The following is a 25,229-nucleotide window of genomic DNA, read 5'->3' as shown; positions in this document are numbered from 1 at the left end:
CGGTTCCCGGCTGCTGTCAGTCCCGGTCGGGGAGGGGCCGCTGCGGAATCACCGGGCGCCCCAGCGGATGCCGCACCCGGCGCTTCGCCTCGGAGTACACCTGAGCGGTTTCCTCGGCGACCTGTCCCCAGTCGAAATCGTCGGTGAGCCGGGCCCTGGCGGCGCGGGCGCGTTCCTGCGCGCCGGCCGGATCGTCGAGAGTCTCGCGCACGGCCGACGCGAGTGCCGCGACGTCGCCGGGCGGAAACGACAAGCCTGTCGAGCCGTGGACGACGGCCTCACCGAGCCCACCGGCGGTGGAGGCGATCAATGGTGTTCCCGCAGCGGCAGCTTCGAGCGCGATGATGCCGAACGGCTCGTACCGGCTCGGCAGCACGATGGCGTCGGCGATGTGCAGCCACCCGAGCAGTTCGGTGTGATCGAGGTTGCCGACGAAATTCACCGACCGTGCGACGCGATGGATCCGGGCCTGTTCACGCAGCCACTCGGACTGCGTCCCTTCGCCGGCGACGACGAGGGTGGTGCCGGGGTGGATGCGCCGGATCCGCGGCAGCGCGGCGATCGCGTCCTGCACGCCCTTCTCGTATTCGAGTCGCCCCACATACAGCAGCCGGGGCGGACCCGACCGGGGCGCGCGTTCGCGATACGACCACGTCGTGATGTCGATGCCGTTGCGGATCACCGAGATCTGCGGCAGGTCGTCGCCGTACAGGGCGGTCACTTCGTCGTGCATCGACGCGGAACACGTGATGAGAGCGTCGGATTCGTTGGCGAGCCACCACTCGACCGAATGCACCTGACGATTGATCTTGCCGGAGAGCCAGCCGCTGTGGCGGCCTGCCTCGGTGGCGTGAAGCGTCGAGACGAGAGGTACGTCGAAGTACTCGGCCAGGGCGATCGCGGGATGCGCGACGAGCCAGTCGTGCGCGTGCACGACATCCGGTTGCCACCCGTCTCCGATACCGCCGCGGCTCAGGCCGACGCCGGCGCGCACCATCGCGTGTCCCATGGCGAGGGTCCACGCGAGCATGTCCTCGCCGAAGACGAAGTGCGGTGCGTCCTCGGCCACTGCGACGACCAGCACGCCCTCCGAGATGTGGCTGACCGTGGGGTGGGTCGTCGCGTCGGTCCCCGTGGGGCGCCGGGAGAGCACCACCACTTCGTGTCCTGCGGCAGCGAGTTCGGTGGCGAGGTGGTGAACGTGCCTGCCGAGCCCACCGACGACGACCGGCGGGTACTCCCACGACACGATCAGAACTCTCATCACTTGCCTCCGTGGCGTCCGGGGAGGCGTCGTGCGTCGAGCCCCGGGAAAAGGTTGTCGGCTCGGTTCCAGCCGTCGGCCAACCGTACTGCGGTCGAGTCGCGACCGGAAGCCACCGCCTCGGCGATCTCCCGGAGCGCGTGCGCGTGGGTGTGTGCGCGGTCGCGGGCGTACGCGGCGGCGGTGTCCTTGCTGACCATGAACGCCCAGTCGCTCGAGACGGTGAGCAACGCTTCGCGCAGCATCTGGTCGTGCACCCGGTTGCGCAGGACGGGTGCACCGAGCGCCTGTCCGTCGCGTGCTTTGTCGAGAGTGTCCAGCGTCGTCCGGACGACCTCGTCGTTCAGCCGGACGAGATCGGAGACCTGGTCGCCCGCCCACACGCGCCAGTCCTTGCCCGATCCCCACGACGAGTTCGCGAGATCGACCGGGCCGCCGACGTATCCGCGATCGCGCGCGTCGGTGAGGGTGCCGACCTCGATCCCGGCTTCCGGAAGTGCTCGCAGAAGACGTTCGAGGAACAGCGGACCCTCGTACCACCAGTGCCCGAACAGTTCGGTGTCGAATGCGGCGACGACGAGCGCGTCCCGTCCGATCCGGGCGGACTCGCTGCGGAGCCTGCGCCGGATGGTCTCGACGAAGTCGGCTACGTGGCGGTCGACGGCAAGCGACGCGAGTTCGGGGTCGTAGGGGGCCTTGTCCTCCGATGCGACAGCCCGTCCGGTCACCCGCGAGGGCTTGAGACCGGTGTCGTGGCAGTAGGTGTGGAAGTCGCGGTAGGCGGAGTGCCCGGGGTATCCCGACTTCGGCGACCACACCCGGTACGAGACCTGCAGATCGCGGCCGAAACACACAACGTCCGAGTCGAGCACGGTGCGGCCCAGGCTTGTGTCGCCGTGCAGAGCCGGGCCGTCGACCATGAAGTGCTCGACACCTGCTGCCGCGTAACCCTTTTCCATTCCGGGCGTGAATCCGCACTCGGGGCCCCAGACGCCGCGGGGGCGGTGCTGCCAGCGGGAGTGCGCGTCGTGCAGACCTTCGGTGAGCGAGAACTCCCGCATGCGAGGGTCGAGCAGCGGCTGGAACGGGTGTGCCAGAGGGCCGCCGAGCAGTTCGATCGCGTCCGCGTCGACCAGTTCGCGGAGGACCGGCGAACCGCCGTGGCGCCAACGGGTTTCGAACATCTCCAGCGCGGCGCCCGCCGCGCGGTGTTCTCGCGCCCCGAGTGCCCGGTAGGACTCCTCGGCCATGCCGGCGGCCTCGTGTGCGCGCAGTTGCCAGTTGCCGAGCCAGTGGTGCATGCCGGCCAGGCAGTGCGGATCGTCGAGCTGGGCTGCCAGAACGGGCGTGATTCCCAGCGTGACCATGCGGGAGTGCCCTTCGCTTGCGAGGCGCCGCAGGACGTCGGTGACCGGGAGATATGTTGCGGCCCAGGACTGATAGAGCCATTCCTCGCCGACCGGCCATCTGCCGTGGTTCGCGAGCCACGGCAGGTGGGAGTGCAGGACGAGCGAGAACATGCCCGGCTCCGTGGTGGATTTCGTTGTCACCGTGCGGGATCCTTCACTGCGACCGCCACGAGATCCAGGCTGCTGTCGATGTCTTCGGGGTCGAGAACGAAGTCGTCGACGGTGATGCCCGCGACGTCCTCGGTGAGATCGGCGGGCCACGGCTCACCCGCCAGGGCGCGTTCGATCTGCGCGTCGATGAACGATCCGCCGTGCTTGGCGTCGAGCGCGCGAAGGGCGGGGCCGTGATGCACGCCGGTCATGAGTTCGACCCGGAATCCTGCGTCCTCGAGCAGTTCCGAGAGTTCGGCGGCGTCGAGTTCGCGGGTGTGGAACGGGTTGAGCGGGGTGTCGCGTCCGGGCGAGAAGGTGATGCGGTTCGGTGTACTGATCAGCAGCGCACCCCCCGGAGTCAGTACGCGGTGGCATTCGCGTAGGAATTGTCCCTGGTCCCACAGGTGTTCGATGACCTGGAAATTGACGACGACGTCGACGGACTCGGCGTCGAGGGGGAGTTCGGCGAGGTTGCCGTGCCGCATGTCGACGCGCGGATAGCGGGCGCGGATATGGGCGACTGCGCTCTCGTCGTAGTCCAGGCCGATGACGCGGGTTGCGACGTCGGCGATCATGTCCGCGCCGTAGCCCTCGCCCGCGCCTGCTTCGAGGACGGTCCGGTCCCGGCATCGGTCGAGCAGTCGTCGGTACACCACTTCGTGCCGCCGGAACCAGTAGTTCTCCTCGGCGATTCCGGGCACGGTCCGTTCGCCGGTGAGGGGAAGAGTCCGGGTGTCGTCGCCGCCGCTGTTGGTATCGGTCACCGACGAGACATTAGTGCCAGTGCTCCCCGGCGCCGTTCCGGTGGTCCAGATCACAGGTTTGCCTGTCCTTTCGTGCGGCTATGGTGAACCAGGAATCCCGCTAAGTTACCCACGGGTAACTTAGCGTTTGATAATCTATCGCACACGCCGTGCGACAGACACGAGTGCTCGGTTCAGGCAGCGCCTTGCCGACCAAAGGCAGCTACACACAGGAGGTCGACGCAGACCCATGACGAACATCGTCGTTTTGATCAAGCAGGTCCCCGACACGTGGTCCGAGCGCAAGCTCACCGACGGCGACTACACGCTCGACCGTGAAGCCGCCGACGCGGTTCTCGACGAGATCAACGAGCGGGCGGTCGAAGAGGCCCTGCTCATCAAGGAGCGCGACGGCGGCGAGGTCACCGTGCTCACCGCGGGTCCCGACCGCGCGACCGACGCCATCCGCAAGGCGCTGTCGATGGGTGCCGACAAGGCCATCCACCTCAACGATCCCGCGCTGCACGGCTCGGACTCCATCCAGACCGCGTACGCGCTCGCCGCAGCGCTCGGTCAGATCGAGGGCGTCGAGCTCGTCATCGCCGGCAACGAGGCCACCGACGGTCGCGTCGGTGCCGTGCCCGCGATCATCGCCGAGTACCTGGGCCTTCCGCACCTGACGCACCTGCGCAAGCTGACCCTCGCCGACGGCAAGGCCACCGGCGAGCGTGAGACCGACGAGGGCGTCTTCGGCCTCGAGGCTCCGCTCCCCGCGATCGTCTCGGTCACCGAGAAGATCAACGAGCCGCGCTTCCCGTCCTTCAAGGGCATCATGGCCGCGAAGAAGAAGGAAGTTCAGACCCTCACCCTGGCGGACATCGGCCTCGACCCCGAGATCTTCGGTGTCGCGAACGCCGCGTCCACCGTCACCGGTGTCACCCCGAAGCCTGCGCGTACCGCCGGTGAGCGCGTGACCGACGAGGGCGACGGCGGCGACAAGGTCGCTCAGTACCTGGTCGGCCACAAGATCATCTGATCGCGCCCACGCGACAACACCAGACATACCTAGGGAGAGAAGCAAGCAATGGCAGAAGTACTCGTGCTCGTCGAGCATGCCGAGGGCGCACTCAAGAAGGTCAGCACCGAACTCATCACCGCCGCACGCGCGCTGGGTGAGCCGTCGGCAGTTGTCACCGGTCCCGCCGGAACCGCCGACAAGCTTCAGGAGGCGCTCGCCGCCGCCGGTGCTGCGAAGGTCTACGCCGCCGAGTCCGACATCATCGACGGTTACCTCGTGACCCCGAAGGTCGACGTCCTCGCCGCGCTCGTCGAATCCGCCAGCCCCGCAGCGGTTATCACCGCCGCATCCGTCGAGGGCAAGGAGGTGTCGGGCCGCCTCGCCGCCCGCATCGGCTCCGGCCTGCTAGTCGACGTCGTCGACGTCAAGAGCGACGGCTCGGCTGTCCACTCGATCTTCGGTGGCGCGTTCACCGTCGATGCCAAGGCCAACGGCGACGTTCCGGTCATCTCGGTTCGCCCGGGCGCCATCGAGGCCAAGCCCGAGGCGGCTGCCGCCGAGCGCGTGGACGTCGAGGTTCCGGCCCAGGAAGAGAACGCCGTCAAGGTCACCTCGCGCGAGCCCATCGTCGGCGGCGACCGTCCCGAGCTCACCGAGGCGTCGATCGTCGTCTCCGGTGGTCGCGGTGTCGGCTCGGCCGACAAGTTCTCGGTCGTCGAAGAGCTCGCCGATTCGCTCGGCGCAGCCGTCGGTGCCTCCCGCGCCGCGGTCGACTCGGGCTACTACCCCGGTCAGTTCCAGGTCGGTCAGACCGGCAAGACGGTCTCCCCGCAGCTGTACGTCGCGCTGGGCATCTCCGGCGCCATCCAGCACCGCGCGGGCATGCAGACCTCGAAGACGATCGTCGCGGTCAACAAGGACGAAGAAGCTCCGATCTTCGAGATCGCGGACTTCGGCGTCGTCGGCGACCTGTTCAACGTCGCCCCGCAGCTGACCGAGGCTGTCAAGAAGCACAAGGGCTGATTCCCGCCCTCGCAGCGCGGCCCCGTTCCGGTTCTCCGGAGCGGGGCCGCGCTCGTCGTCGGCGGCTCCGTGACAACGGGCCCGAGGGGCAGCAGGCGGGCCGAGCAGAACGTGACCCTTGCCGCATGCGGGCTCCCGGAGGCGGTGAGCGCGACAGGCACCCCGGGTCACCCGCTATCCTGGATCGGTCATGACCTCGCCCGCCACCGGACCCTCCGGTACCTCGAAAACCGTCTATCTCGATCACGCCGCGACCACGCCGATGCTGCCTGCGGCGATCGACGCGATGACCGAGGTCTTCTCGACGACCGGCAACGCCTCGTCCCTGCACGGTTCGGGGCGTGCGGCACGCCGCCGGATCGAAGAAGCCCGCGAATCGATCGCCGCCGAACTCGGCGCGCGACCGTCCGAAGTCATTTTCGTCTCCGGGGGCACCGAGGGCGACAATCTTGCCGTCAAGGGCATCTACTGGGGCCGGCGCGCCCAGGATCCGCGACGCCGCCGGATCATCGCGAGCGCGGTCGAGCACCACGCCGTCCTCGATGCCGTCCAGTGGCTCGCCGACCACGAGGAAGCCCTCGTTACGTGGCTCCCCGTGGACGAAGTGGGCCGGGTCGATCCCGACCTCCTCCGCGAGGAACTGGCCGCTCATCCCGACGAGGTCGCTCTCGTTACCATCATGTGGGCGAACAACGAGGTCGGCACCGTCATGCCGATCCGTCAGTTGTCCGCCGTTGCGGCCGAGTTCGATGTGCCGATGCACAGCGACGCCGTGCAGGCGGTCGCGCATCTGCCCGTCGACTTCGCGGCGAGCGGATTGTCGGCACTGACCCTGGCCGCCCACAAGTTCGGTGGCCCCCAGGGTGTCGGTGCGCTCCTGCTCGGACGCCAGGTTCCCTGCGTTCCCCTCGCCCACGGCGGAGGGCACGAGCGGGATATCCGGTCGGGCACGCAGGACACGGCGTCGATCGTCGGGATGGCTGCCGCGCTGCGGGAGGTGACCGCCGATCTTCCCGCCCGGACCGCCGAGCTCACGGCGCTCCGCGACCTGCTCATCGACGGTGTCGAAGCGGTGATCCCGGACGTGATCGTCAACGGGCCCCGCGGTGCCGGGCGGCTTCCCAACAACGCACATCTGACGTTCCCGGGCTGTGAGGGCGATTCGCTGCTGATGCTGCTCGACGCGGCCGGGATCGAATGTTCGACCGGCTCGGCGTGCACCGCAGGTGTGGCACGGCCCAGCCACGTACTGGTCGCGATGGGATCCGATCCCGCGACCGCTCGCGGTTCCCTGCGGTTTTCCTTGGGGCACACCACGACCCGAGACGATATCGATGTTTTGACAGACGCTCTGCCGCGAGTGGTGGAGCGGGCACGCGCCGCCGGTATGGCGAGCGCCGGCGGACGAGGAGGTGACCGGAGATGAGGATTCTTGCGGCGATGAGCGGCGGTGTGGACTCGGCGGTTGCCGCAGCCCGCGCGGTCGACGCCGGACACGACGTGGTGGGGGTGCACCTGGCGTTGTCGTCGGCCCCGGGCACGTTGCGCACCGGTTCGCGCGGTTGCTGCTCGAAGGAGGATGCCGGCGATGCCCGCCGCGCCGCCGACGTGCTCGGAATACCTTTCTACGTCTGGGATTTCGCGGACCGCTTCAAAGAAGACGTGATCGACGACTTCGTGGCGGCGTACGCGGCGGGCCAAACACCCAACCCGTGCCTGCGGTGCAACGAGAAGATCAAGTTCTCGGCATTGGCCGATCGTGCGGTGGCGCTGGGCTTCGACGCGGTGGCCACCGGTCACTACGCCCAGTTGCAGGACGGTGTGCTGCGACGCGCGGTCGACGCCGACAAGGACCAGTCGTACGTGCTGGCGGTGTTGACGGCAGATCAGTTGTCGCGGGCGATGTTCCCGGTGGGGGACACCCCGAAGAACCTCATCCGCGCGGAGGCGGCAGAGCGCGGCCTCGCCGTGGCGAACAAGCCGGACAGTCACGACATCTGCTTCATCCCGTCGGGGGACACCCGCGCCTTCCTCGGCGCCCGCATCGGCATCCGGCCGGGTGCGGTCGTCGACGACGATTCGGGTGAGGTCCTCGCCGAGCACGAAGGCGTCCACGGTTTCACCATCGGACAGCGCAAGGGTCTCGGCATCTCCGGTCCCGGCGCCGACGGCCGTCCGCGCTACGTCACCGCGATCGAGCCCGACACCGGCACCGTCCGGGTCGGCAGCGCCGAGCGCCTCAAGGTCGACTTCATCCATGCCGAGCGCGCCGTCTGGACTTCGGGCAGCGCGCCCGACGGCCCCGTCGAATGTGTTGTGCAGGTCCGGGCGCACGGTGGGCTCGCTCCCGCCGTCGCCGAGGCCGTCGAGTCGGGGATCGAGATCTCGCTTCGGGAGCCTCTCACCGGCGTCGCCGCCGGTCAGGCCGCTGTGCTGTACCGGCCCGATCCGGCCGGCGACATCGTCCTCGGCAGCGGCACGATCGCCGTTGCCCGGCCCGTAGCCGAGGACGTGTGACCGGTCCGGCAGCCCGGAACGCGTGGTCCGGGACCGTCACCGGGCTAGGTTCGTGGCCGGGAACCGATGCGCGCGAAGCCGCGGCCGTCGTCGTGGGCGAACTCGCCGATCTTCCGCACCTCGTAGAACTCCCGAACCGGGGCCTGGGTGCGGACACGATCGGGCGGACGAGCGCGCTGCTCGTCGATCTTCATCTCGACGCGTCGACCACCGGATACCGCCTGGTGTCACGACGCGGCACGATCGCCGCCCGCGCCGAGGATCTGCTCGGCCAGGACCTCGACGCGCTCGAGGAAGCGTGGGAACGTGCCGGCGCGGGACCGGACCGCACCGTGAAGGTGCAGTCCGCCGGGCCGCTGACCCTCGCCGCGAATCTCGAACTCGCCACCGGCCGCCGTGTGCTCCTCGATCGCGGAGCGGTGCGCGAACTCTCCGAGTCGCTCGCGGAAGGGATCGCCCGGCACGCCGCCGAACTCCACCGCAGGCTCGGTGTGCAGGTCGTCGTCCAGCTCGACGAGCCCGCGCTCCCCGATGTGCTCGCCGGGAGCCTGGAAGGCCGGACGATCCTCGAGACCGTTCCGGCGTGGCCGGAACCCGAGGCGCTCGACGTCCTGGACACGACCATCCGCGAAACCGGACTGTCGGTCGCGGTGCACTGCTGCGCCGGCACCCTGCCGACCGATCTGCTGCGCCGCAGCGCCGCCGACGCCGTCTCGTTCGATCTCGCACGAATCTCGCAGTCCGACCTCGACGGGATCGGTGAACTGTTCGATTCCGGTACCGCGCTCGTCCTCGGCCTGGTTCCGACGACGGCGCCCACCCCGGTTCCGGGCTGGCGAGACCTGGCGGCACCTGCTCTCGCGCTGTTCGACCGGCTGGGGTTCCCCCGCGCCGCCCTGCGGTCGGTATCGGTGGCGCCGGCGTGCGGCCTCGCCGCGGCGGACCCGCAGTGGGCGCGCAACGCGCTCAAGCAGGCCCGCGACATCTCCGCTGCGCTGTCCGAGGACCCCGAAACCCTCTGACCTACGGATCGGGCCGGCCGGTCACCCGCGCGGACCGGCCGCCGGATCGCGGCGGAGCTGTCGGCGTCCTCGACTAGGCTTGTGACCTGTGAGTGAACCGACGGACGCGCCCGCCACCGCAACGCCCGAGGCGCGTGAGCGCTGGCAGGACCTCGCCGAACAGGTGCGCGAGCACCAGTTCCGTTATTACGTGCGCGACGCGCCGATCATCTCCGACGGCGAGTTCGATGCACTGCTCGGCGAGCTGCAAGCGCTCGAGGAGCAATACACGGAGCTGCGCACCCCCGACTCGCCCACCCAGCTCGTCGGCGGCGGATTCGCGACCGACTTCACTGCCGTCGGCCACCTCGAGCCGATGCTCAGCCTCGACAACGTCTTCGACGAGGACGAACTGAGGGCCTGGCTGTCGCGCGCGGAGACCGAGACCGGCACCCACCCGGATTACCTGTGCGAGGTCAAGATCGACGGTGTGGCACTGAGTCTCGTGTACGAGAACGGCCGTCTCGTCCGGGCCGCGACGCGCGGCGACGGCCGCACCGGCGAAGACGTCACGCTCAACGCCCGCACGATCGACGAGGTTCCCGAAAAACTCACGGCCACCGACGAATACCCGATCCCGACGCTGCTCGAGGTGCGCGGTGAGGTGTTCTTCCGGCTCGAGGACTTCCAGAACCTCAACGCCGGTCTCGTCGCCGCGGGAAAGGCGCCGTTCGCCAACCCCCGCAACTCCGCGGCCGGGTCGCTGCGCCAGAAGAACCCTGCGGTCACCGCGCAGCGCCGGTTGCGCATGTACTGCCACGGGTACGGCCGGATCGAGGGGTTCTCGCCGCAATCGCAATCGCAGGCGTACGACGCCTTCGCCGCGTGGGGTCTGCCGGTCTCGCCGCACACCCTCCGCGTCCGTGGAGCCGACGCCGTCGTCGAGCGCATGCGGTACTGGGGCGAACACCGGCACGACATCGAGCACGAACTCGACGGCCTGGTCGTGAAGATCGACGACATGGGCCTGCATCGCCGCCTCGGAGCCACCTCGCGTGCCCCACGCTGGGCGATCGCCTACAAGTACCCGCCGGAGGAGGTGACCACCAAGCTCCTCGACATCCGCGTCAGCGTCGGACGCACCGGCCGGGTCACCCCGTTCGCCTACATGGAACCGGTGACCGTCGCCGGATCCACCGTCTCACTCGCGACGCTGCACAACGCGTCGGAGGTGGTGCGTAAAGGCGTCCTCATCGGCGACACCGTGGTGATCCGCAAAGCCGGCGATGTCATCCCCGAGGTTCTCGGCCCCGTGGTCGACCTCCGCGACGGAAGCGAACGCGAATTCGTCATGCCCGACGTCTGTCCGGAGTGCGGCACGCCCCTCGCCCCGGCGAAGGAAGCCGACGTCGACCTGCGCTGCCCGAATTCGCGGAACTGCCCGGCTCAGCTACGTGAACGGGTGTTCCACGTCGCCGGTCGCGGTGCGTTCGACATCGAAGCGCTCGGGTACGAGGCGGCGAGCGCGCTGCTCGAAGGAAACATCATCTCCGACGAGGGTGACCTGTTCTCCCTGACCGAGGAGGACCTGCGCAAAGCCCCGTTCTTCCTCACGTCGAAGGGTGTGCTGTCGAAGAACAGCGAACGGTTGCTCGAGAACCTCGCGAACGCGAAGGAACAGCCCCTGTGGCGCGTTCTCGTGGCGCTGTCGATCCGGCACGTCGGCCCGACCGCAGCGCGCGCCCTGGCCACCGAGTTCGGCAGTCTCGACCGGATCCAGTCGGCGTCCGTCGACGAACTCGCCGCCGTCGAGGGCGTCGGCCCGACGATCGCGGCAGCCGTCGTCGAGTGGTTCACGGTCGACTGGCACTCCGCCATCGTCGACAAGTGGGCGGCGGCCGGGGTGCGGATGGAAGACGAACGCGACGAGTCGATCGCCCGCACACTCGAGGGTCTCTCGATCGTCGTCACGGGCACGCTCGCGACCTTCTCGCGTGATCAGGCGAAGGAAGCGATTCTGGCGCGGGGCGGCAAGGCGGCCGGTTCGGTGTCCAAGAAGACCGCATTCGTGGTGGTGGGCGACAATCCCGGTACGAAGGCCGACAAGGCGACCGATCTCGGCGTGCCCGTGATAGACGAGGACGGGTTCAGAATTCTGCTCGAACAGGGCCCCGACGCCGTGCGCGAGGCGGGCTGACCCGACGGACGGGTTCCACCCGGCGGGCCGGCCGCGCTCACCTCCGTTGTGCCGTGCCACAGCCCGAATCTCCTGACACATCCCGGAAAGCGCCTCTCGGTCGGCGTGAACAAAGGCATGATCGATAAGAACGTGCTGTGAACCTGTCCTTCGGTGGTCGCCCTCCTACGAGACGGACCGACCCGCGCGACGGCCTCCGAGGCGAAGGCGTCGGTCTACCGACGCCGGAGACGTGGGGTGGAGATGGTCGAAATGTCTGTGACGGACCCCAGCGCGTCGTGGGCGCCGGCTCCGGGGACTCTGGTGTCGGCGCGGGGCATCGAACTGGACGGGCCGTGGGGACATGTGTTCGGTCCGCTCGACCTCGATATCGACGAGGGTGGAGTTGCCGTGCTGACGGCACCCGCGGGCGCAGCCCGCACCGCGCTGCTGATGGCGCTGTGCGGACGGATGCGCCTGACCGGCGGTTCGCTCACCGTCCTCGGATACGAGAACAAGCCGAGGAAGGTGTTCGCGCACTCCGCGATCGCCTGTCTGAACGAACTCGACGAGGTGCCACCCTCGGTCACGGTGCGCGACCTGGTGACCGAGCAGAAGCGGTGGGATTCGCACTGGTACCGATTCGTGCCGCGGGTCGACGAAGGCGGGGTCGCGGACATGTGCGAGGAGGTTTTCGGCGACGTCGAACTCCCGCACCTGCGTGCCTTCGTCGACGATCTGCCGGAACTTCAGCAGATGCTGTTGCGCATCGCGGTCGCGAACACCCGGCGCCCGCCGCTGCTGGTCGTCGGGCGGGTCGACAGGATCGCCGACGACTCCGAACGCACGGTTCTCCTCGAGAGGCTCATCGCGCTCGGTGAGACGCAATCGGTGATCACCGCCGACGTGAATCCGATTCCTCCCGGTGTCGCGGTGCGAACCCTGGTGGACATGCACGATCTGCTGGGGCCGGGGGATATCGGCGTCATGACCGAGACGGGGTAGCGATGCTGGCTGCGTTTTCGCTGGGTAGCGACATCACACGGTACTTTCGCGGCACGATGCCGCGCGTCGCGCTCGTCACCATCATCCTCATGCCGTTGCTCTACGGCGCGATGTATCTGTGGGCGTTCTGGAATCCGTTCGGTGCGGTCGACAAGATCCCCGCGGCGATCGTCAACAACGACAGCGGACGCTCCTCGACGGGCGAACAGGTCGATGCCGGCGACCAAGTGGTCAAATCGCTGCTCGACTCGGGAAAGCTGGATCTGACCGAGGTACCGGAGAGCGAGGCCACCGCCGGTCTCGCGAGCGGCAAGTACTACTACACCGTGACCATCCCGGAGAACTTCACCGAGGCGGTGGAATCTCCCAGTGGGGACAACCCCGAGAAGGCGAACCTCGTGTTCACCTTCAACGACGCCAACAACTACCTCGCCAGCATCATCGGGCAGGACGCGTCCGAGCAGGTGATCAACCAGATCAATGCCACCATCGGCGCCCAGGGCGTCGGACAGATACTCACCGGGCTCGAAAGTGCGGGTTCCGGCCTGAAGAAGGCGGCAGACGGTGCGGGAACACTCGCCAACGGGATCGACACGGCCAAGAGCGGAGCAGACCAGCTCACCTCGGGTTCGCGCGAACTCGCCGACAACCTCGTCACCGCCCGTGACGGATCGGCCCGGTTGGCAACCGGTGCGAACGAACTCGCTACCGCTGTGGACGGCGTCGCCGATCCGCTGCTCGGCTTCCTGAACAGTGGCGCACCGACCGATATCGCCGACCGGGTGACGCAACTGAGGCAATCGCTCATCGCGCTGGAAAGCCGCGTGCCCCAACCGGTCGAAGCCGCGGCAGGGTCGGCGCTGCAAACGGTCGTCGACGTGCTGGGCCAGAGTAACGATCCCCTCGCCCAGCAGGCCCTTGCCGTACTGGGTCCGCTCACCGCGCAGCAGGTGCAGACGGACGCCGAAGCGTTGCGCGCGGAAATCGTGCGCCTGCAAGGTGAAGCACAAGCTGTCGAATACGAACTGCTCGACCCGAACAGTCCCCTCCAGAGCGGGCTCGCGTTGCTGCAGAGCGGTGATCTGGCGTCGGATGTGGAGCAGTTGCGCAACGGCGTGGACGAATTGAGTTCCGGCGCGGGGACGCTGAACTCGGGACTGATCGAGCTGACGGACGGAAGTTTCCGTCTCGCCGACGGTGCCGGACAGTTGTCGTCGGGGATGGAGCGGTTGCAGTCGGGCTCGGACGAACTGGCCCAGCAACTGTCGAAGGGTGCAGGAGAGGTGCCCAGCTGGACGGACGAGCAGCGCAACGCGACCGCCGATACTCTGGCGTCGCCGGTTGCGTTGAAGCAGGACTACGACAACCTGGCGTCGACGTTCGGCACCGGATTCGCTCCCTTCTTCCTCTCTCTGGCGTTGTTCGTCGGCGGCATCATCACGTGGATGCTCCTGACGCCGTTGCAATCCCGGCCGACGGTCGGGGGAGTCGGGTTGTACCGCACCGTCTTCGCGTCGTACTGGCCGGCTCTGCTCGTGGGCATCCTGCAGGCGCTGGTCATGTACGCGGTGGTGCACTTCGGCGTCGGTCTCGATGTCCGGCACCTCGGCGGCACGATCCTGTTCCTGATGCTCGTCTCGGCGACGTATCTGGCGTTGATCCAGGCGTTCAACGCGGTGTTCGGCACCGCGGTCGGACGCGTCGTCACGCTGGCTTTCCTGATGCTGCAACTGGTTTCGGCCGGCGGTATCTATCCGGTGCCCACCACCGCCAAACCGTTCCAGTACATCCATCCCTTCGACCCGATGACCTACACCGTCGAGGGTTTGCGGCAGCTCACTGTCGCCGATCAGGTCGACTCGCGCCTGTGGGAGTCGATCGCGGTCCTGGTCGGGCTCCTGTTCGTCTCGCTCACGGCAAGTGCTCTCGCGGTCCGGCGCAACCGGCGGTACACGATGGAACGGCTGTACCCGCCGGTCGAGGTCTGACCTCCGCGGCGTTCAGGTCGGCGTATGCCTCGCGGCGAGGTCGGCGGCGAGACGGTGGACGCGTTCGCGTGCTGCGTCGGGGCCGAGTATCTCGATGTGATCGGCGAACTGGAGGAGCTGGCGCACCGACTCGATATCGGGATAGCGGAGGGTGGCGATACACCAATCACCCTCCGCGGCAGCGACATCCTGGATGCGCATGCCGAGGATGCGTCGCGCGAGGTCGAGGCGGCTCGCGCGGAGACGAACCGTGATCGTCACCGGCCCGGGCGTCTCGGTGCGCTCTCTCGACTCGGCCCACACCGTGCGGAGGCTCTGCCCGGCTCGAAGCCTGGCGGCGTCGGGGAGGAGTTCGTATGCCTCGAGCCGGTCCAGCGCGAACAGCCGGGCCCTTCCGCTGTCGTCGGCGACGAGATACCAACGGCCCGATTTGGTGGCGAGGCCGTAGGGGTCGACCACACGTGTCGTCGCTCGACGATCGGCGCTGCGACGGTAGCGAATTCGCAGCCGACGCCGACTGCGCAGGCTCAGGGCGAGATCGGCGACATCCACTCCGGGGGACGAGTGGTCCGACATCCAGGCGGTGTTGTCGACCGCAACGAGATCCGCGAGCCGAGGCAGGTCCGGGGGACTCCCGGGGGCGGCCTGCCGGGCGCCGATCTTGTGTGCGGCCATCCGATGCGCTTCGGCGAGACCCAGCCGGTCGAGTTGGTTGCTGTCCAATCCCGCGACGGACAACGCTTCCAACTCCGCGGGGTCCAGATGGGAGGCGTTGAGACGCGAGCCCGGTAACAGAACGACTCCGCCGTGGCGTCCCCGTTCGGCATAGACCGGCACTCCGGCAGCCGACAGCGCGTCGACGTCGCGCAACACCGTGCGCCGTGACACTTCGAGACGCCGCGCGAGTTCACTTGTGGTGACGCGCCCGTGGGTCTGGAGGATCAGCAGCAAGCGGAGCAGCCTGGAAGATTTCATCCCGGCCCATCTTCGCAAAAAAGGTGACAGGACTTGTCGTCATTGGCGGGTGTTCTGAGATGGCACGGCGCCCGAGGGGGTGCCGCACATCACCGACCCGAGGAGTGTCATGCCCGCACCCAACCTGTTCTTGATCTATGTGCGTGATGCCGCCGCCGCCACGACCTTCTACCGCAAGCTGTTCGACATCGAACCGGTCTTCACCAGCCCACGGTACGTCGCGTTCGAGGCTGCTCCCGGCGTCTTGTTCGCACTGTGGACCGGCCGTAGCGAGTACGCGGTTCCGGGTACCCCGCGCACCTTTGAAGTCGGGCTCATGGTCCCCGGCTCGGCGTCGGCGGTCGACGAAATCTACGCCCGCTGGAGTGCCGCGGGTGTCCACGTGGCGGAAGAACCGCACGACGACGTGTTCGGCCGCACGTTCGTGGTCACCGATCCGGACGGCAACCTCATCCGCGTCTCGCCGGTGGACTGACCCCCGCCCGCCACCGAGGGCACCTAGGAGAGAACGGTGCCGATGATCCCGGCGAGGTAACCGATCCGCGCGATCTCGGACGGCCGGAACTCCGGACCGCCCGGCCGGCCGAGGACGAGCACCCGGTCGGGTGCGCCGAGCGGTGCCGCGGCCAGCATCGTGTTCATGTCGCGCCACAGGCCCGGCACCCAGTCGGCGTCGTGGTCGAGCAGAGTCGACTTCTCGAGCGGCATCCACGGGACATGGTCCAGGTGCGTCTCGGGAGCACCGGCGCTGCCCGCGATCCGGAAGATGCCGTGCGCGCCGATGCCCAGCACGGTCGCCCACCCGACCCGCAGCACGCGGGGTGCGCCGTCGACCAATACCTGGAGCCGGTCGTCCCGTGCTGCGGCGACGTGATCGATCAGTTCGAGTTCGCGGTGGGTGTCGAGAATGCCGGCGTACGGCCTGATGGAATCGACCGTCACACCGTCGAGCGACTCCGCGGCCGTGAGCAGCGTGTCGGGCAGCGTGCGGGGATCGACATCCACGACGATGTCGTCGATCGCGTAATCCGTGCCACGTTCGACGACATCGAGGGACAGGATGTCCGCTCCGACGGAACCGAGGGCCAACGCCAGCGCGCCGAGGCTACCGGGGCGGTCGGGCAGCCGGACACGCAACAGATACGACACGTACGTCCTTTCCCAGAACATGCCGACGTTCCGCACGTCGACCCGGGAAGCGCGTCGCGCCCCCCGGCGCAGCACATCTTTCCACCCGCCGCGCGCCGATTGTGACCGCAGATCACAAGATTCGGCGACCGGGAACGAAAATGCCCGGTCGTGGACGTGCACTTCACAAGATTGCAACAATTCGTTTGTATGCCCGAAACAGGGCACGACCGGATCGAGCGGCACCCGGGACGGATCGAACCGACTGCACGTCCGCTTCGGCCACGCATTACCCTGGACGGGAAGTTCAATTCCCATCGGAAAGGGGCCACCTACGGTGCCTGCCATCTCCCGTGACGAGGTCGCGCACCTCGCCCGGTTGTCCCGGCTCGCGCTGACCGACGCCGAACTCGACGAGTTCGCCGGCCAGCTTGATTCGATCCTCAGCCATGTCAAGGCGGTGTCGGAGGTGGCCGCGGACGATGTCGCGCCGATGGCGAACCCGAACGCCGTCACCAACGTGACCCGTCCGGACGAGGTGGTCCCCGGACTCTCGCCCGAGCAGGCGTTGTCGGGTGCTCCGCTCGTCGAAGAAGGACGGTTCTCCGTCCCGCAGATCCTGGGAGAGGGCGAATGAGCACCGACGTCACACGACTCGACGCCGCCACCCTCGCCGAGCGGATCCACGCGGGCGACCTGTCGTCCGTCGAGGTCACCCGGGCACACCTGGACCGCATCGAGGCCGTCGACGGCAACTACAACGCCTTCCTGCACGTGGCGGGCGAGCAAGCGCTCGCGGCTGCGGGCGAGGTCGACCGCGCTGTCGCCGCAGGCGAGAAGCCGGCGTCCCCGCTCGCCGGGGTCCCGATCGCGCTCAAGGACGTCTTCACCACCACCGACATGCCGACAACCTGTGGCTCGAAGATCCTCGAGGGTTGGGTGTCGCCGTACGACGCGACGCTGACCACCAAGCTGCGGCAGGCCGGTATCCCCATCCTCGGCAAGACGAACATGGACGAGTTCGCCATGGGTTCGTCGACCGAGAACTCGGCATACGGTCCGACCCGCAACCCGTGGGACACCGATCGCATCCCGGGCGGATCGGGCGGCGGCTCCGCGGCTGCGCTCGCGTCCTACCAGGCGCCGCTGGCGATCGGCACCGACACCGGTGGCTCCATTCGTCAGCCCGCCGCAGTGACCGCGACGGTCGGCACCAAACCCACCTACGGCACCGTGTCCCGGTACGGCCTGGTCGCGTGCGCGTCGTCGCTGGATCAAGGTGGCCCGTGCGGCCGCACCGTCCTCGACACCGCGCTGCTGCACGAAGTGATCGCCGGGCACGACCCGCGCGACTCCACCTCGGTCGAGGCCGCGGTGCGCCCGGTCGTCGAGGCTGCCCGCCGCGGTGCCGACGGTGACCTGTCCGGACTGCGGGTCGGTGTCGTCAAGGAACTGCACTCCGACAGCTACAACCCCGGTGTGATCACGTCGTTCGATGCGGCCGTCGAGACCCTGACGAAACTCGGTGCCGAGGTTGTCGAGGTGTCGTGCCCGAACTTCGAGTACGCGCTCGCTTCGTACTACCTGATCCTCCCGTCGGAGGTCTCGTCCAACCTCGCCCGTTTCGACGCGATGCGGTACGGCATGCGCGTGGACGACGGCACGATGAGCGCCGACCAGGTCATGGCGGCCACCCGCGCTGCCGGGTTCGGCAAGGAAGTCAAGCGCCGCATCATGATCGGCACCTACGCATTGTCCTCCGGCTACTACGAGGCCTACTACGGTCAGGCGTTGAAGGTGCGTCGTCTCATCGCGCAGGACTTCGACAAGGCCTACGAGCAGGTCGACGTGCTGGTGTCGCCGACGAGCCCGTTCACCCCGTGGAAGCTGGGCGAGAAGGTCGACGATCCGCTCGCGATGTACCTGTCCGACCTGTGCACGCTGCCGACCAACCTGGCCGGCCATTGCGCGATGTCGGTGCCGTCGGGCCTGTCCGCCGAGGACGGTCTTCCCGTCGGGCTCCAGATCATGGCACCCGCGCTCGCCGACGAGCGGCTCTACCGCGTGGGCGCGGCCTTCGAGGCGGCGCGCGGCCCGATCGTGGCCTGAGCGCCCGAGCTACACCCCACACGACCCGCAGGTCCCGTTCGCGGAACCTGCGGGTCGTGTTCTGTCACGTCTGGGAGGTGCACGTGGCTTGGTCCTGCCCGTACCGGTGACCGTGCCCGGGCGAGGCTTCCAGCGCGGTCAGCAGGTCCACGGTCGCGTGCGCGAAGGTGACCACCGGCAACCAGACAGGCAAGGGCGCGTCGACCCGTGCGTGTGACAGATCCGGGGGCGACCACAGCAGCGAGGGCTCCCACCACACCACCGGATCCGAGGTGTTCGCCAGGACGGTCCCGCCGGGAATGCGTGTCCCGGCCGGGGGACCGGCCAGCAGGGTGGCGCACGATCCCGGTTCGGTGTCCGGCACTGCCGCTGCGGCGCCGGAAGCACCGAGACTCTGCCCGTAGACGTGCAATTCGGGCCGGTCCGACGGAGGCAGCGTCTCGAGGTGTGCGCGGACCGCGTCGCCGAGTGCACGGGCCGAGTCGGAGGCCGCGTCGCGGTCGGTGAGGAACGCCATCCAGCTCGGCGCGTCCGAGTACTGCTGGGCCACGATCGCGACGTCGTCGCCCCACTGCGCCTCGAATCCCTCGACTGCCTGCGCATCCACCCACCCCGATCCGGTGGGAACCGCGAGGACGAGATGCGCGCGGTCGAAACCGCCGGAGCGTTCCAACTCCCGGACGGCCAGCGCGGCCCGCGACGCGACATCGGGTGCGGAGTCGAGACCGACGTAGGTGCGGACGGCAGAACCGGTGGACGCGATCGACACGAAACGCCGGCCTTCGCGTCCGAGCGTGTCCCATCCCACGAGGGAGTCCTCCGAGCCCGACACTCCGGCAGCGGCCGGGAGCGGTTCGGCGGCGGCGGGATCCGCGTCGCCCGGCGCCGGGCGGAGAAGGGCCGACCCGAACACGAACCATGCTGCGAGAGCGCCGGAGACGACGGTTGCGGCGATCCTGCGGCCGTTCCGGTGCGTGACGATCGCCCGGATCGCCCGTCCGGTGAAGATCAGTACTGCGGCGACGACGGTCGTGGTGGCGGACACTTCGAGCCAGTAGCGCAGCCCGATCGGTGCCTGCCCCATGGTCTCTCGAAGCGCGTTCTGCCAGTGGTGTGCACCGGTCCCGGCCACTACGACGGATGCGGCGGCGACCGCGGCGGCGAGGTAACGGACCTCGGCCTCGACCGACGCCGGTGCCCCCCGTCGAGTGCGCAGGCGTCGCACCGCTGCCAGTATCGCCAGCGCCAGCACGATCGTCAGTCCGCACACCGTCCCCTGCGTGGAGGAAGTGCGCGGAAGCAGCGACGGTGCGAGCGAAAACCCCAGTGCCACAGTGATAGCGAAGCTCGTCCCGAGTCGCGGTGCCGACGCGGTGAGGGCGTGACGCAGGCGCTGCGCGGCGCCGGGGGAGGACGGCGGAACAGATTCACCGGCGGGGTTGCGGGTGAGGATGGTCATCGGCGTGCCCTTCGTGACATCCACGTCCACGCGATGATTCCGGCGCCCAGAACGCCGGGAATCATCAGCGGAGCAGAAGATTCGGAGATCGGGATGCGGTAGCCCTGCCGCCACGAATTGAGACGCACGAACAGGGTGGCGATGTGAGCGGCGGGATAACACGCGATGTCACCGCGGGTGGATTCCGATTCGCAGGCCGCACGCAGGTGGCGCGCGAGCATCGTATCCAGTTCGCGTCGCGCGTCCGGTCCCAGTTCCTCACCGGTGTCCCGCGCATACCGCAGCAGGTCGTATCCGAGATCATGTGTGCGGCAGGCTGTTTCGAAACTCGCGGGGAGTGGGACGGGTGAGGAGCAGTCCCCTAGCGGGTCGACGAGTACCTCCTCCGACGTGAACCCCGGTTCGGTCACCGGGGAATACCCCATCGCGGTTGCGAAGCCCGCCGGGAGTTCGGCTCTCGCTACAGCGGTGTCATCGGTCGCGAGAGCGTGGACGGCCGAGGCGGTGTTATCGGAGGTGGTGGTCTCGCTCGCCGGCAGCGCCGCGGTTGCGGCGGGCAACGACCCGAGCGCGGCGAGCCGCATCGCACCCACACACAACGCCGCCGCTCCGCACAACAGGAGGACGGCCGCACCCCGGCGGAACACCGATCGCAATGTCATGGCGGCGACGCTAGGAACGGAGTACCCGTATGCGGATCACCCGGAGGAGGGGTTCGGCCGGGGTCGTCGGCTACCGGAAAGCCACTCGGATCTCACTCTCAGGTATGAGGACAGGTGAGACCGGTCGTCCTAGCGTGAACGCGTGAAGAAGATGCCGTCGTCGGGAATGAAAGCCACCGTGCAGTTCGGCCGGAGGCACTGGAGCACCATCGGTGTCGTCTCCGTGACGCTGATCCTCTACGCCGTCGCCTGGCCCACCCTGCACCTCACCCACGACGTCACACCACCGGTGATGCCGCTGGTGTCCGCCGCCGCGGTGTTCCCGATGCTGCTGGTGTGGACATGGCCGGCCTTGGGCTGGGCACTGACCGCCGCGACCGCTCTCGTCGTACCGATCGCCTTCGACCGTATCGGCGGGTTCGAATACCCGTGGCAGGTCGTGCACATCATCGTGATCCTCGTACTCGTCGCCGCTGTCGCCATCCGGGAGACGATCCGCGTCGTGCTGGGGGTGTGGATCGCGACCGTCGCGCTCTTCTTCGCTTTCGTGCCCGGCAACGACGGGTGGGGATGGGCGATCGGTATCACCGCGATCGTCGCGTTCGGACTGCTCGTGCGCTGGCTCGTGATCTCGCGTCGGCAACTCGCCCACGTCGAAGAGGTCAGCGAACTCGAGCGCGCCCGGCGAGCGATTCTCGAGGAGAAGGCGCACATCGCCCGGGAATTGCACGACATCGTGGCCCACCACATGTCGATGATCGTCGTGCAGGCGCAGAGCGCCCCCTATCGACTCCCCGACATGAGCGACGAGGCACGCACCGAGTTCGCATCGATAGGTACCACCGCTCGGGAAGCCCTCAACGACGTCCGGAGTCTGCTCGGCGTGCTGCGCAGCGACGGTGAACTGCCCGAGAACGCACCCCAGCCCGGTCTCGACCGGATCGACGACCTGTTCGACGCGTCCCGGCGTGCCGGCGTCCGCCTCGAGACCGCCACGACGGGCTCGCCGTCCGGCGTCACCGACGGCGTGGGCTTGACGATGTACCGGATCCTGCAGGAATCCCTGGCCAACAGTGCCCGGCACGCCTCCGGCGCAGACGTGGAGGCCCGTATCGACTGGGAGGTGGGTACCGTGACCGTCTCCGTCATGAACGGACCCGGAGAACGCGGTGGATCCACCCCCGACCACGGTGGAGGCAACGGCATCCGGGGCATGGCGGAACGAGCCACGGCGGTCGGCGGACACCTGGTTGCTCATCCGCGAAACGACGGCGGATTCGAGGTGCGGGCGGTGCTGCCGACTCGTCCGGCCTAGGCTGACGCCCGATGATCGAATCCCGCAAGCCCATCACCGTATTCATCGCCGACGACCAAGCCATGGTGCGTCAGGGCTTCGGCGCGCTGCTCGCGGCGCAGGCCGACATCAGCGTCCTCGGCGATGCCCCCGACGGCAGGGTCGCGGTCGCGGAAGTGGCACGCCTGCGGCCCGACGTCGTCCTCATGGACGTGCGCATGCCCGAGATGAACGGCTTGGACGCGGCACGGCTCATCCTCTCCGACACCCGCGAGCCGCGATCCCGGGTGCTCATGCTCACGACGTTCGACCTCGACGACTACGTGTACGAAGCGCTGGGAATGGGCGCGAGCGGGTTCCTCCTCAAGGACGCACCGGCCGAAGAACTGGTCCGGGCCGTGCGGGTGGTGGCGGAGGGGGAAGCGCTGCTCGCGCCGACGGTGACGCGGCGACTCATCGCCGACGTCACGCGACGTCGCTCGTCGCGGCGAGGACGCGACAGCGCTCTCGACGTCCTGACGCCCCGGGAACTCGAGGTTCTCGAACTGATCGCGCACGGATTGTCGAACACCGAGATCGCCGAGCGGTTGTTCGTGGCCGAGCAGACGGTCAAGACGCATGTCGGCAAGGTTCTCGGCAAGCTCCACCTGCGTGATCGCGCGCAGGCCGTGGTCATCGCCTACGAGTCGGGACTGGTCACCCCCGGATAGAGAACGTGCAGGGGAGACAAACCGACCAGGAGGAGAGCCCGCACCCCGGCAGCTTGTGTGGTTACCGATCGCCTATTGACAGACTTCTCGTGTATTCAAGGGGTATGGCACGACGACGAGGCTTTCTTGCCGAACTGCAGCACCAGCAACGCTTGGCGGCCCAGAGACAGGCGCAGCAGCAAAGGATCGCGAACCGTGAGCACAATCAGGCCGTAGCTGCAAGGCAAAGAGCCGTGCGTGAACAGGAGCGCGCTCAAGCTGCCGCGCAGCGCGCCGCCGCTGCTGACCGTGTGCGTTTGGACCGGGAAGCCAAGGCTGCCTACGTAGCGCAGCGTGAAGCGCAGGCGGCCGAGGAAAACGCGTTGGCGAGTGCGCAGCTTCAGGAAATCGACAATCTGTTGGCCGCGACCCTCGATGTGGACGACTGGGTCGATTTGTCGTCACTACGGCAATCAGTCGAGGCGGAGACTTTCTGTCCGTCCGATCAGCTATCGACGCCGACCCCGCGACCTCGCTACTACGCTCTCCCGGATTCACCGCGGTTCGTTCCGCCGAACCGACCCTCCGGAGTGGGAGCTGCGTTCGGCGGAAATCGGAGATATGCAAACGAATTGGCGGCTGCTGAGGAACAATATCGAGTTCAGATGAGCGGGTGGTGGACCGCGTTCCTTGAGTCGCTGCATCGAAACGCTGCGATCCGAGCGGGCTGGCGTGAACAGGAACGTGAACGCTTCCAACGACTAGACGGAGAACGGCAAGCACACCGGTCCGCCGACGAACACCGCATTCACGCAGCACGCCTGGCTAACGACAACCTCGAGAAACTGATTGCAGGATTGCGTGAACGGGACCGGGCTGCGTTGGAGGAGTACGTCGGCATCGTCTTGGCGAACTCTGCTTATCCCGAGTGCTTCGACGTCGATCATGAGTACAGTTATCGTGCCAATGACCGGGAACTCGTGGTTTCGGTCCGGGTGCCTGCGCCGGAGGACTTTCCCTCCGTAAAATCGGTCCGCTACGCGAAAGCCGCCGACGACCTCGTTCGCACCCAGCTATCCGCAACTGAGCTCAAACGGCGCTACAACAGTGCTGTGCACAAGGTAGCGTTGCGGACCGCACACGAGGTATTCGAGGCCGACCGGGAAGCAGTCATCGATGCCATCTCGCTTACGGTGGTAACGGAGGCGATCGATCCAGCGACTGGACACCAAGCCACAGTGGCGCTACTGCAGCTCGCGGTCGACCGCGAGTCCTTTATTGCGTTGGACCTATCGCGAATAGATCCCGCGCAGACTTTGAAGCACCTGTGCGCGGCCGTGTCGAAGAATCCATACGGCTTGGTTTCTCTGAGTGAAGGGGGCGTGCGAGGGTGACCGACGCGCAGGAGATCATTACTGCACTCCGGCGTACCTTGATTGCCAAGGAGCGGGAGGCGGCTGAACTGGTTGATCGCGTTTCCGACTTGAGTGCGCAACTGTCTGCTCGAGATGCCGAACCTCCGAGACGTCCGAAAACCGAAGATGCCGGTTTTGACGATCGTGTGGTCACCCTGGATGATGCCCTCGTACTCCAAGAAGTGGGTCTCTACGAGTATCATCATCCCCTGGAGAACGCGGCTGCTTACCAGGATCGCCTGAAAGACCTACGGGAGAGAATTCGGTCCGAAATTACGTCAGGCAGAGCGATAGAAGTGGGGAAGCAATTCAGCTTCAACAATTCATTAGCTGAAGGCCGGAGACTAACTAAGGATTTGAGCAAATTGATGTTGCGCGCATACAACGCGGAAGCGGAGAACTGTGTGCGTGGGATCAGGGCGGGAAATCTCCATACGGCGCTGAAGCGCCTCAGCAAGGCAGCGGACGATATCGCTTCCCTCGGAGCGACCATGCAGATGCGAATCAGTGGCGACTACCACCGACTGCGTGTTGCAGAACTAGAACTGACTGCTGATTACCAGATGAAGGTAAGTGAAGAGCGCGAAGCTGCTCGGGAGGCTCGAGAGCGACTTCGCGAGGAGCGCAAACTGGAACAGGAACTTGCCCTCAGGCGGCAGGAACTCGATAAGGAGCGCGAGCACTACCGAAACATCCTCGCCCGTATCGCCGATCCGGCTGGGCGGGCAGCTGCAGAAGCTGAGATCGACCGCATCGACGCCTTGATCACAGACAACGACTATCGTGCGGCGAATATACGAGCGGGTTATGTATACGTGATCTCGAACATTGGAGCTTTCGGTCGAAACGTTGTCAAGATCGGACTCACGCGCAGGTTGGACCCCCTCGATCGAGTTCGTGAATTGGGCGGCGCTTCGGTGCCGTTTCCGTTCGATGTACATGCGCTGTACTTTTCGGACGATGCGGTCGCACTGGAGAACGAGTTACACAAGGAGTTCGCGGAACGCCGGATGAATCACGCGAACCTACGCCGTGAGTTTTTCTTTGCCACGCCGGAGCAAGTTCGTGATGTTTTGATGACGAAGGTCGGCAACTTGCTGGAATACAACACCAACCCTGAGGCTACGCAGTACTTCCAATCGAAGCGGTATTGGCGCGGCGTGCCGTCCTAGTGCGCAGCGGGCAGGATGGCAGGGCGGAA

The 25,229-nt window shown here is 67.4% G+C and carries 22 protein-coding genes; 15 read left to right on the top strand and 7 right to left on the bottom strand.

Annotated features, from left to right (window positions below; translation table 11 throughout):
• Positions 1–16: 16 nt before the first annotated feature.
• Genes AC0B44_RS14920 through AC0B44_RS14910 form a run of 3 tightly spaced genes read right to left on the bottom strand, consistent with a single transcriptional unit; the run spans position 17 to position 3,590 of the window.
• On the bottom strand, positions 17–1,264 hold the full coding sequence (locus AC0B44_RS14920) for a glycosyltransferase family 4 protein (protein ID WP_471903616.1): 1,248 nt from the start codon (positions 1,262–1,264) through the stop codon (positions 17–19).
• Positions 1,264–2,784 (bottom strand): 1,4-alpha-glucan branching protein domain-containing protein, encoded by a 1,521-nt coding sequence (locus AC0B44_RS14915; RefSeq protein ID WP_471903643.1) that lies wholly within the window; start codon positions 2,782–2,784, stop codon positions 1,264–1,266. The genes AC0B44_RS14920 and AC0B44_RS14915 overlap by 1 nt, the downstream gene beginning before the upstream one ends.
• 26 nt (positions 2,785–2,810) lie before the next feature.
• Positions 2,811–3,590 carry a class I SAM-dependent methyltransferase gene (locus tag AC0B44_RS14910; RefSeq protein WP_471903615.1) on the bottom strand — a complete coding sequence of 260 codons (780 nt, stop codon included), beginning with the start codon at positions 3,588–3,590 and terminating at the stop codon, positions 2,811–2,813.
• Positions 3,591–3,819: 229 nt separating this feature from the next.
• On the opposite strand from AC0B44_RS14910, the gene AC0B44_RS14905 reads away from it, so the two are divergent.
• The 8 genes from AC0B44_RS14905 to AC0B44_RS14870 all read left to right on the top strand — a co-directional run bounded on the left by AC0B44_RS14905 (position 3,820) and on the right by AC0B44_RS14870 (position 14,297).
• Positions 3,820–4,605, top strand: a complete 786-nt coding sequence (locus AC0B44_RS14905) for an electron transfer flavoprotein subunit beta/FixA family protein (protein WP_471903614.1) — start codon at positions 3,820–3,822, stop codon at positions 4,603–4,605.
• Between the two features lie 48 nt (positions 4,606–4,653).
• The gene (locus AC0B44_RS14900) at positions 4,654–5,610 is read left to right on the top strand and encodes an electron transfer flavoprotein subunit alpha/FixB family protein (RefSeq protein WP_471903613.1); all 957 of its coding nucleotides are present in this window, start codon (positions 4,654–4,656) and stop codon (positions 5,608–5,610) included.
• Between the two features lie 190 nt (positions 5,611–5,800).
• Entirely contained in the window at positions 5,801–7,036 is a 1,236-nt protein-coding gene (locus AC0B44_RS14895; protein ID WP_471903612.1) for a cysteine desulfurase family protein, read from the top strand.
• Positions 7,033–8,127: a tRNA 2-thiouridine(34) synthase MnmA gene (gene mnmA, locus AC0B44_RS14890; protein WP_471903611.1), complete on the top strand. Its 1,095-nt coding sequence runs from the start codon at positions 7,033–7,035 to the stop codon at positions 8,125–8,127. The genes AC0B44_RS14895 and mnmA overlap by 4 nt, the downstream gene beginning before the upstream one ends.
• Positions 8,124–9,149: a uroporphyrinogen decarboxylase/cobalamine-independent methonine synthase family protein gene (locus AC0B44_RS14885; RefSeq protein WP_471903610.1), complete on the top strand. Its 1,026-nt coding sequence runs from the start codon at positions 8,124–8,126 to the stop codon at positions 9,147–9,149. The genes mnmA and AC0B44_RS14885 overlap by 4 nt, the downstream gene beginning before the upstream one ends.
• 88 nt (positions 9,150–9,237) lie before the next feature.
• Positions 9,238–11,325: an NAD-dependent DNA ligase LigA gene (gene ligA / locus AC0B44_RS14880; RefSeq protein WP_471903609.1), complete on the top strand. Its 2,088-nt coding sequence runs from the start codon at positions 9,238–9,240 to the stop codon at positions 11,323–11,325.
• Between the two features lie 252 nt (positions 11,326–11,577).
• Positions 11,578–12,309, top strand: a complete 732-nt coding sequence (locus AC0B44_RS14875; protein WP_471903608.1) for an ATP-binding cassette domain-containing protein — start codon at positions 11,578–11,580, stop codon at positions 12,307–12,309.
• 2 nt (positions 12,310–12,311) lie between these two features.
• Positions 12,312–14,297, top strand: coding sequence for a YhgE/Pip family protein (locus tag AC0B44_RS14870; protein ID WP_471903607.1), 1,986 nt, complete (start codon positions 12,312–12,314; stop codon positions 14,295–14,297).
• A gap of 12 nt (positions 14,298–14,309) precedes the next feature.
• On the opposite strand, the gene AC0B44_RS14865 is transcribed toward AC0B44_RS14870, so the two are convergent.
• A complete protein-coding gene (locus tag AC0B44_RS14865; protein WP_471903606.1) occupies positions 14,310–15,272 on the bottom strand; it encodes a helix-turn-helix transcriptional regulator in 963 nt (320 codons plus the stop codon).
• A 109-nt stretch (positions 15,273–15,381) separates the two neighbouring features.
• Here AC0B44_RS14865 and AC0B44_RS14860 point away from each other — a divergent pair, with 109 nt between their 5' ends.
• Positions 15,382–15,747, top strand: coding sequence for a VOC family protein (locus tag AC0B44_RS14860; RefSeq protein WP_471903605.1), 366 nt, complete (start codon positions 15,382–15,384; stop codon positions 15,745–15,747).
• A gap of 23 nt (positions 15,748–15,770) precedes the next feature.
• Here AC0B44_RS14860 and AC0B44_RS14855 read toward each other — a convergent pair whose 3' ends face one another.
• A complete protein-coding gene (locus AC0B44_RS14855) occupies positions 15,771–16,421 on the bottom strand; it encodes an ACT domain-containing protein (RefSeq protein ID WP_471903642.1) in 651 nt (216 codons plus the stop codon).
• A gap of 316 nt (positions 16,422–16,737) precedes the next feature.
• Between AC0B44_RS14855 and gatC the strand changes: the two genes are divergently transcribed.
• Positions 16,738–17,037 (top strand): Asp-tRNA(Asn)/Glu-tRNA(Gln) amidotransferase subunit GatC, encoded by a 300-nt coding sequence (gatC, locus tag AC0B44_RS14850; RefSeq protein ID WP_471903604.1) that lies wholly within the window; start codon positions 16,738–16,740, stop codon positions 17,035–17,037.
• The gene (gene gatA, locus AC0B44_RS14845; RefSeq protein ID WP_471903603.1) at positions 17,034–18,509 is read left to right on the top strand and encodes an Asp-tRNA(Asn)/Glu-tRNA(Gln) amidotransferase subunit GatA; all 1,476 of its coding nucleotides are present in this window, start codon (positions 17,034–17,036) and stop codon (positions 18,507–18,509) included. Before gatC ends, gatA begins: the two co-directional genes overlap by 4 nt.
• 64 nt (positions 18,510–18,573) lie before the next feature.
• Here gatA and AC0B44_RS14840 read toward each other — a convergent pair whose 3' ends face one another.
• The gene (locus AC0B44_RS14840; protein ID WP_471903602.1) at positions 18,574–19,992 is read right to left on the bottom strand and encodes an alpha/beta-hydrolase family protein; all 1,419 of its coding nucleotides are present in this window, start codon (positions 19,990–19,992) and stop codon (positions 18,574–18,576) included.
• On the bottom strand, positions 19,965–20,630 hold the full coding sequence (locus tag AC0B44_RS14835; RefSeq protein ID WP_471903601.1) for a hypothetical protein: 666 nt from the start codon (positions 20,628–20,630) through the stop codon (positions 19,965–19,967). The genes AC0B44_RS14840 and AC0B44_RS14835 overlap by 28 nt, the downstream gene beginning before the upstream one ends.
• A 151-nt stretch (positions 20,631–20,781) precedes the next feature.
• Here AC0B44_RS14835 and AC0B44_RS14830 point away from each other — a divergent pair, with 151 nt between their 5' ends.
• The 4 genes from AC0B44_RS14830 to AC0B44_RS14815 all read left to right on the top strand — a co-directional run bounded on the left by AC0B44_RS14830 (position 20,782) and on the right by AC0B44_RS14815 (position 25,200).
• Positions 20,782–21,945: a histidine kinase gene (locus AC0B44_RS14830; RefSeq protein ID WP_471903641.1), complete on the top strand. Its 1,164-nt coding sequence runs from the start codon at positions 20,782–20,784 to the stop codon at positions 21,943–21,945.
• Positions 21,946–21,956: 11 nt separating this feature from the next.
• The gene (locus AC0B44_RS14825; protein ID WP_471903600.1) at positions 21,957–22,634 is read left to right on the top strand and encodes a response regulator; all 678 of its coding nucleotides are present in this window, start codon (positions 21,957–21,959) and stop codon (positions 22,632–22,634) included.
• Positions 22,635–22,738: 104 nt separating this feature from the next.
• Positions 22,739–24,007: a hypothetical protein gene (locus tag AC0B44_RS14820; protein WP_471903599.1), complete on the top strand. Its 1,269-nt coding sequence runs from the start codon at positions 22,739–22,741 to the stop codon at positions 24,005–24,007.
• Positions 24,004–25,200 carry an SNIPE associated domain-containing protein gene (locus tag AC0B44_RS14815; RefSeq protein ID WP_471903598.1) on the top strand — a complete coding sequence of 399 codons (1,197 nt, stop codon included), beginning with the start codon at positions 24,004–24,006 and terminating at the stop codon, positions 25,198–25,200. The genes AC0B44_RS14820 and AC0B44_RS14815 overlap by 4 nt, the downstream gene beginning before the upstream one ends.
• The last annotated feature ends 29 nt before the right edge of the window (positions 25,201–25,229 follow it).

Source organism: Rhodococcus sp. NPDC019050 (assembly GCF_055664235.1).
The sequence above is the reverse complement of the archived record's forward strand: the minus strand, read 5'-3'. Positions and strand labels throughout refer to the sequence as shown.

What these genes read in the sequence shown, in the direction of transcription:
- mnmA (WP_471903611.1), top strand. Translation starts at nt 7,033, where the DNA reads ATGAGGATTCTTGCGGCGATGAGCGGCGGTGTGGACTCGGCGGTTGCC.
- AC0B44_RS14820 (WP_471903599.1), top strand. Translation starts at nt 22,739, where the DNA reads ATGGCACGACGACGAGGCTTTCTTGCCGAACTGCAGCACCAGCAACGC.
- AC0B44_RS14835 (WP_471903601.1), bottom strand. Translation starts at nt 20,630, where the DNA reads ATGACATTGCGATCGGTGTTCCGCCGGGGTGCGGCCGTCCTCCTGTTG.
- AC0B44_RS14860 (WP_471903605.1), top strand. Translation starts at nt 15,382, where the DNA reads ATGCCCGCACCCAACCTGTTCTTGATCTATGTGCGTGATGCCGCCGCC.
- AC0B44_RS14865 (WP_471903606.1), bottom strand. Translation starts at nt 15,272, where the DNA reads ATGAAATCTTCCAGGCTGCTCCGCTTGCTGCTGATCCTCCAGACCCAC.
- AC0B44_RS14870 (WP_471903607.1), top strand. Translation starts at nt 12,312, where the DNA reads ATGCTGGCTGCGTTTTCGCTGGGTAGCGACATCACACGGTACTTTCGC.
- AC0B44_RS14915 (WP_471903643.1), bottom strand. Translation starts at nt 2,784, where the DNA reads ATGTTCTCGCTCGTCCTGCACTCCCACCTGCCGTGGCTCGCGAACCAC.
- AC0B44_RS14895 (WP_471903612.1), top strand. Translation starts at nt 5,801, where the DNA reads ATGACCTCGCCCGCCACCGGACCCTCCGGTACCTCGAAAACCGTCTAT.
- AC0B44_RS14900 (WP_471903613.1), top strand. Translation starts at nt 4,654, where the DNA reads ATGGCAGAAGTACTCGTGCTCGTCGAGCATGCCGAGGGCGCACTCAAG.
- AC0B44_RS14875 (WP_471903608.1), top strand. Translation starts at nt 11,578, where the DNA reads ATGTCTGTGACGGACCCCAGCGCGTCGTGGGCGCCGGCTCCGGGGACT.
- gatA (WP_471903603.1), top strand. Translation starts at nt 17,034, where the DNA reads ATGAGCACCGACGTCACACGACTCGACGCCGCCACCCTCGCCGAGCGG.
- AC0B44_RS14905 (WP_471903614.1), top strand. Translation starts at nt 3,820, where the DNA reads ATGACGAACATCGTCGTTTTGATCAAGCAGGTCCCCGACACGTGGTCC.
- AC0B44_RS14830 (WP_471903641.1), top strand. Translation starts at nt 20,782, where the DNA reads ATGCCGTCGTCGGGAATGAAAGCCACCGTGCAGTTCGGCCGGAGGCAC.
- AC0B44_RS14825 (WP_471903600.1), top strand. Translation starts at nt 21,957, where the DNA reads ATGATCGAATCCCGCAAGCCCATCACCGTATTCATCGCCGACGACCAA.
- AC0B44_RS14920 (WP_471903616.1), bottom strand. Translation starts at nt 1,264, where the DNA reads ATGAGAGTTCTGATCGTGTCGTGGGAGTACCCGCCGGTCGTCGTCGGT.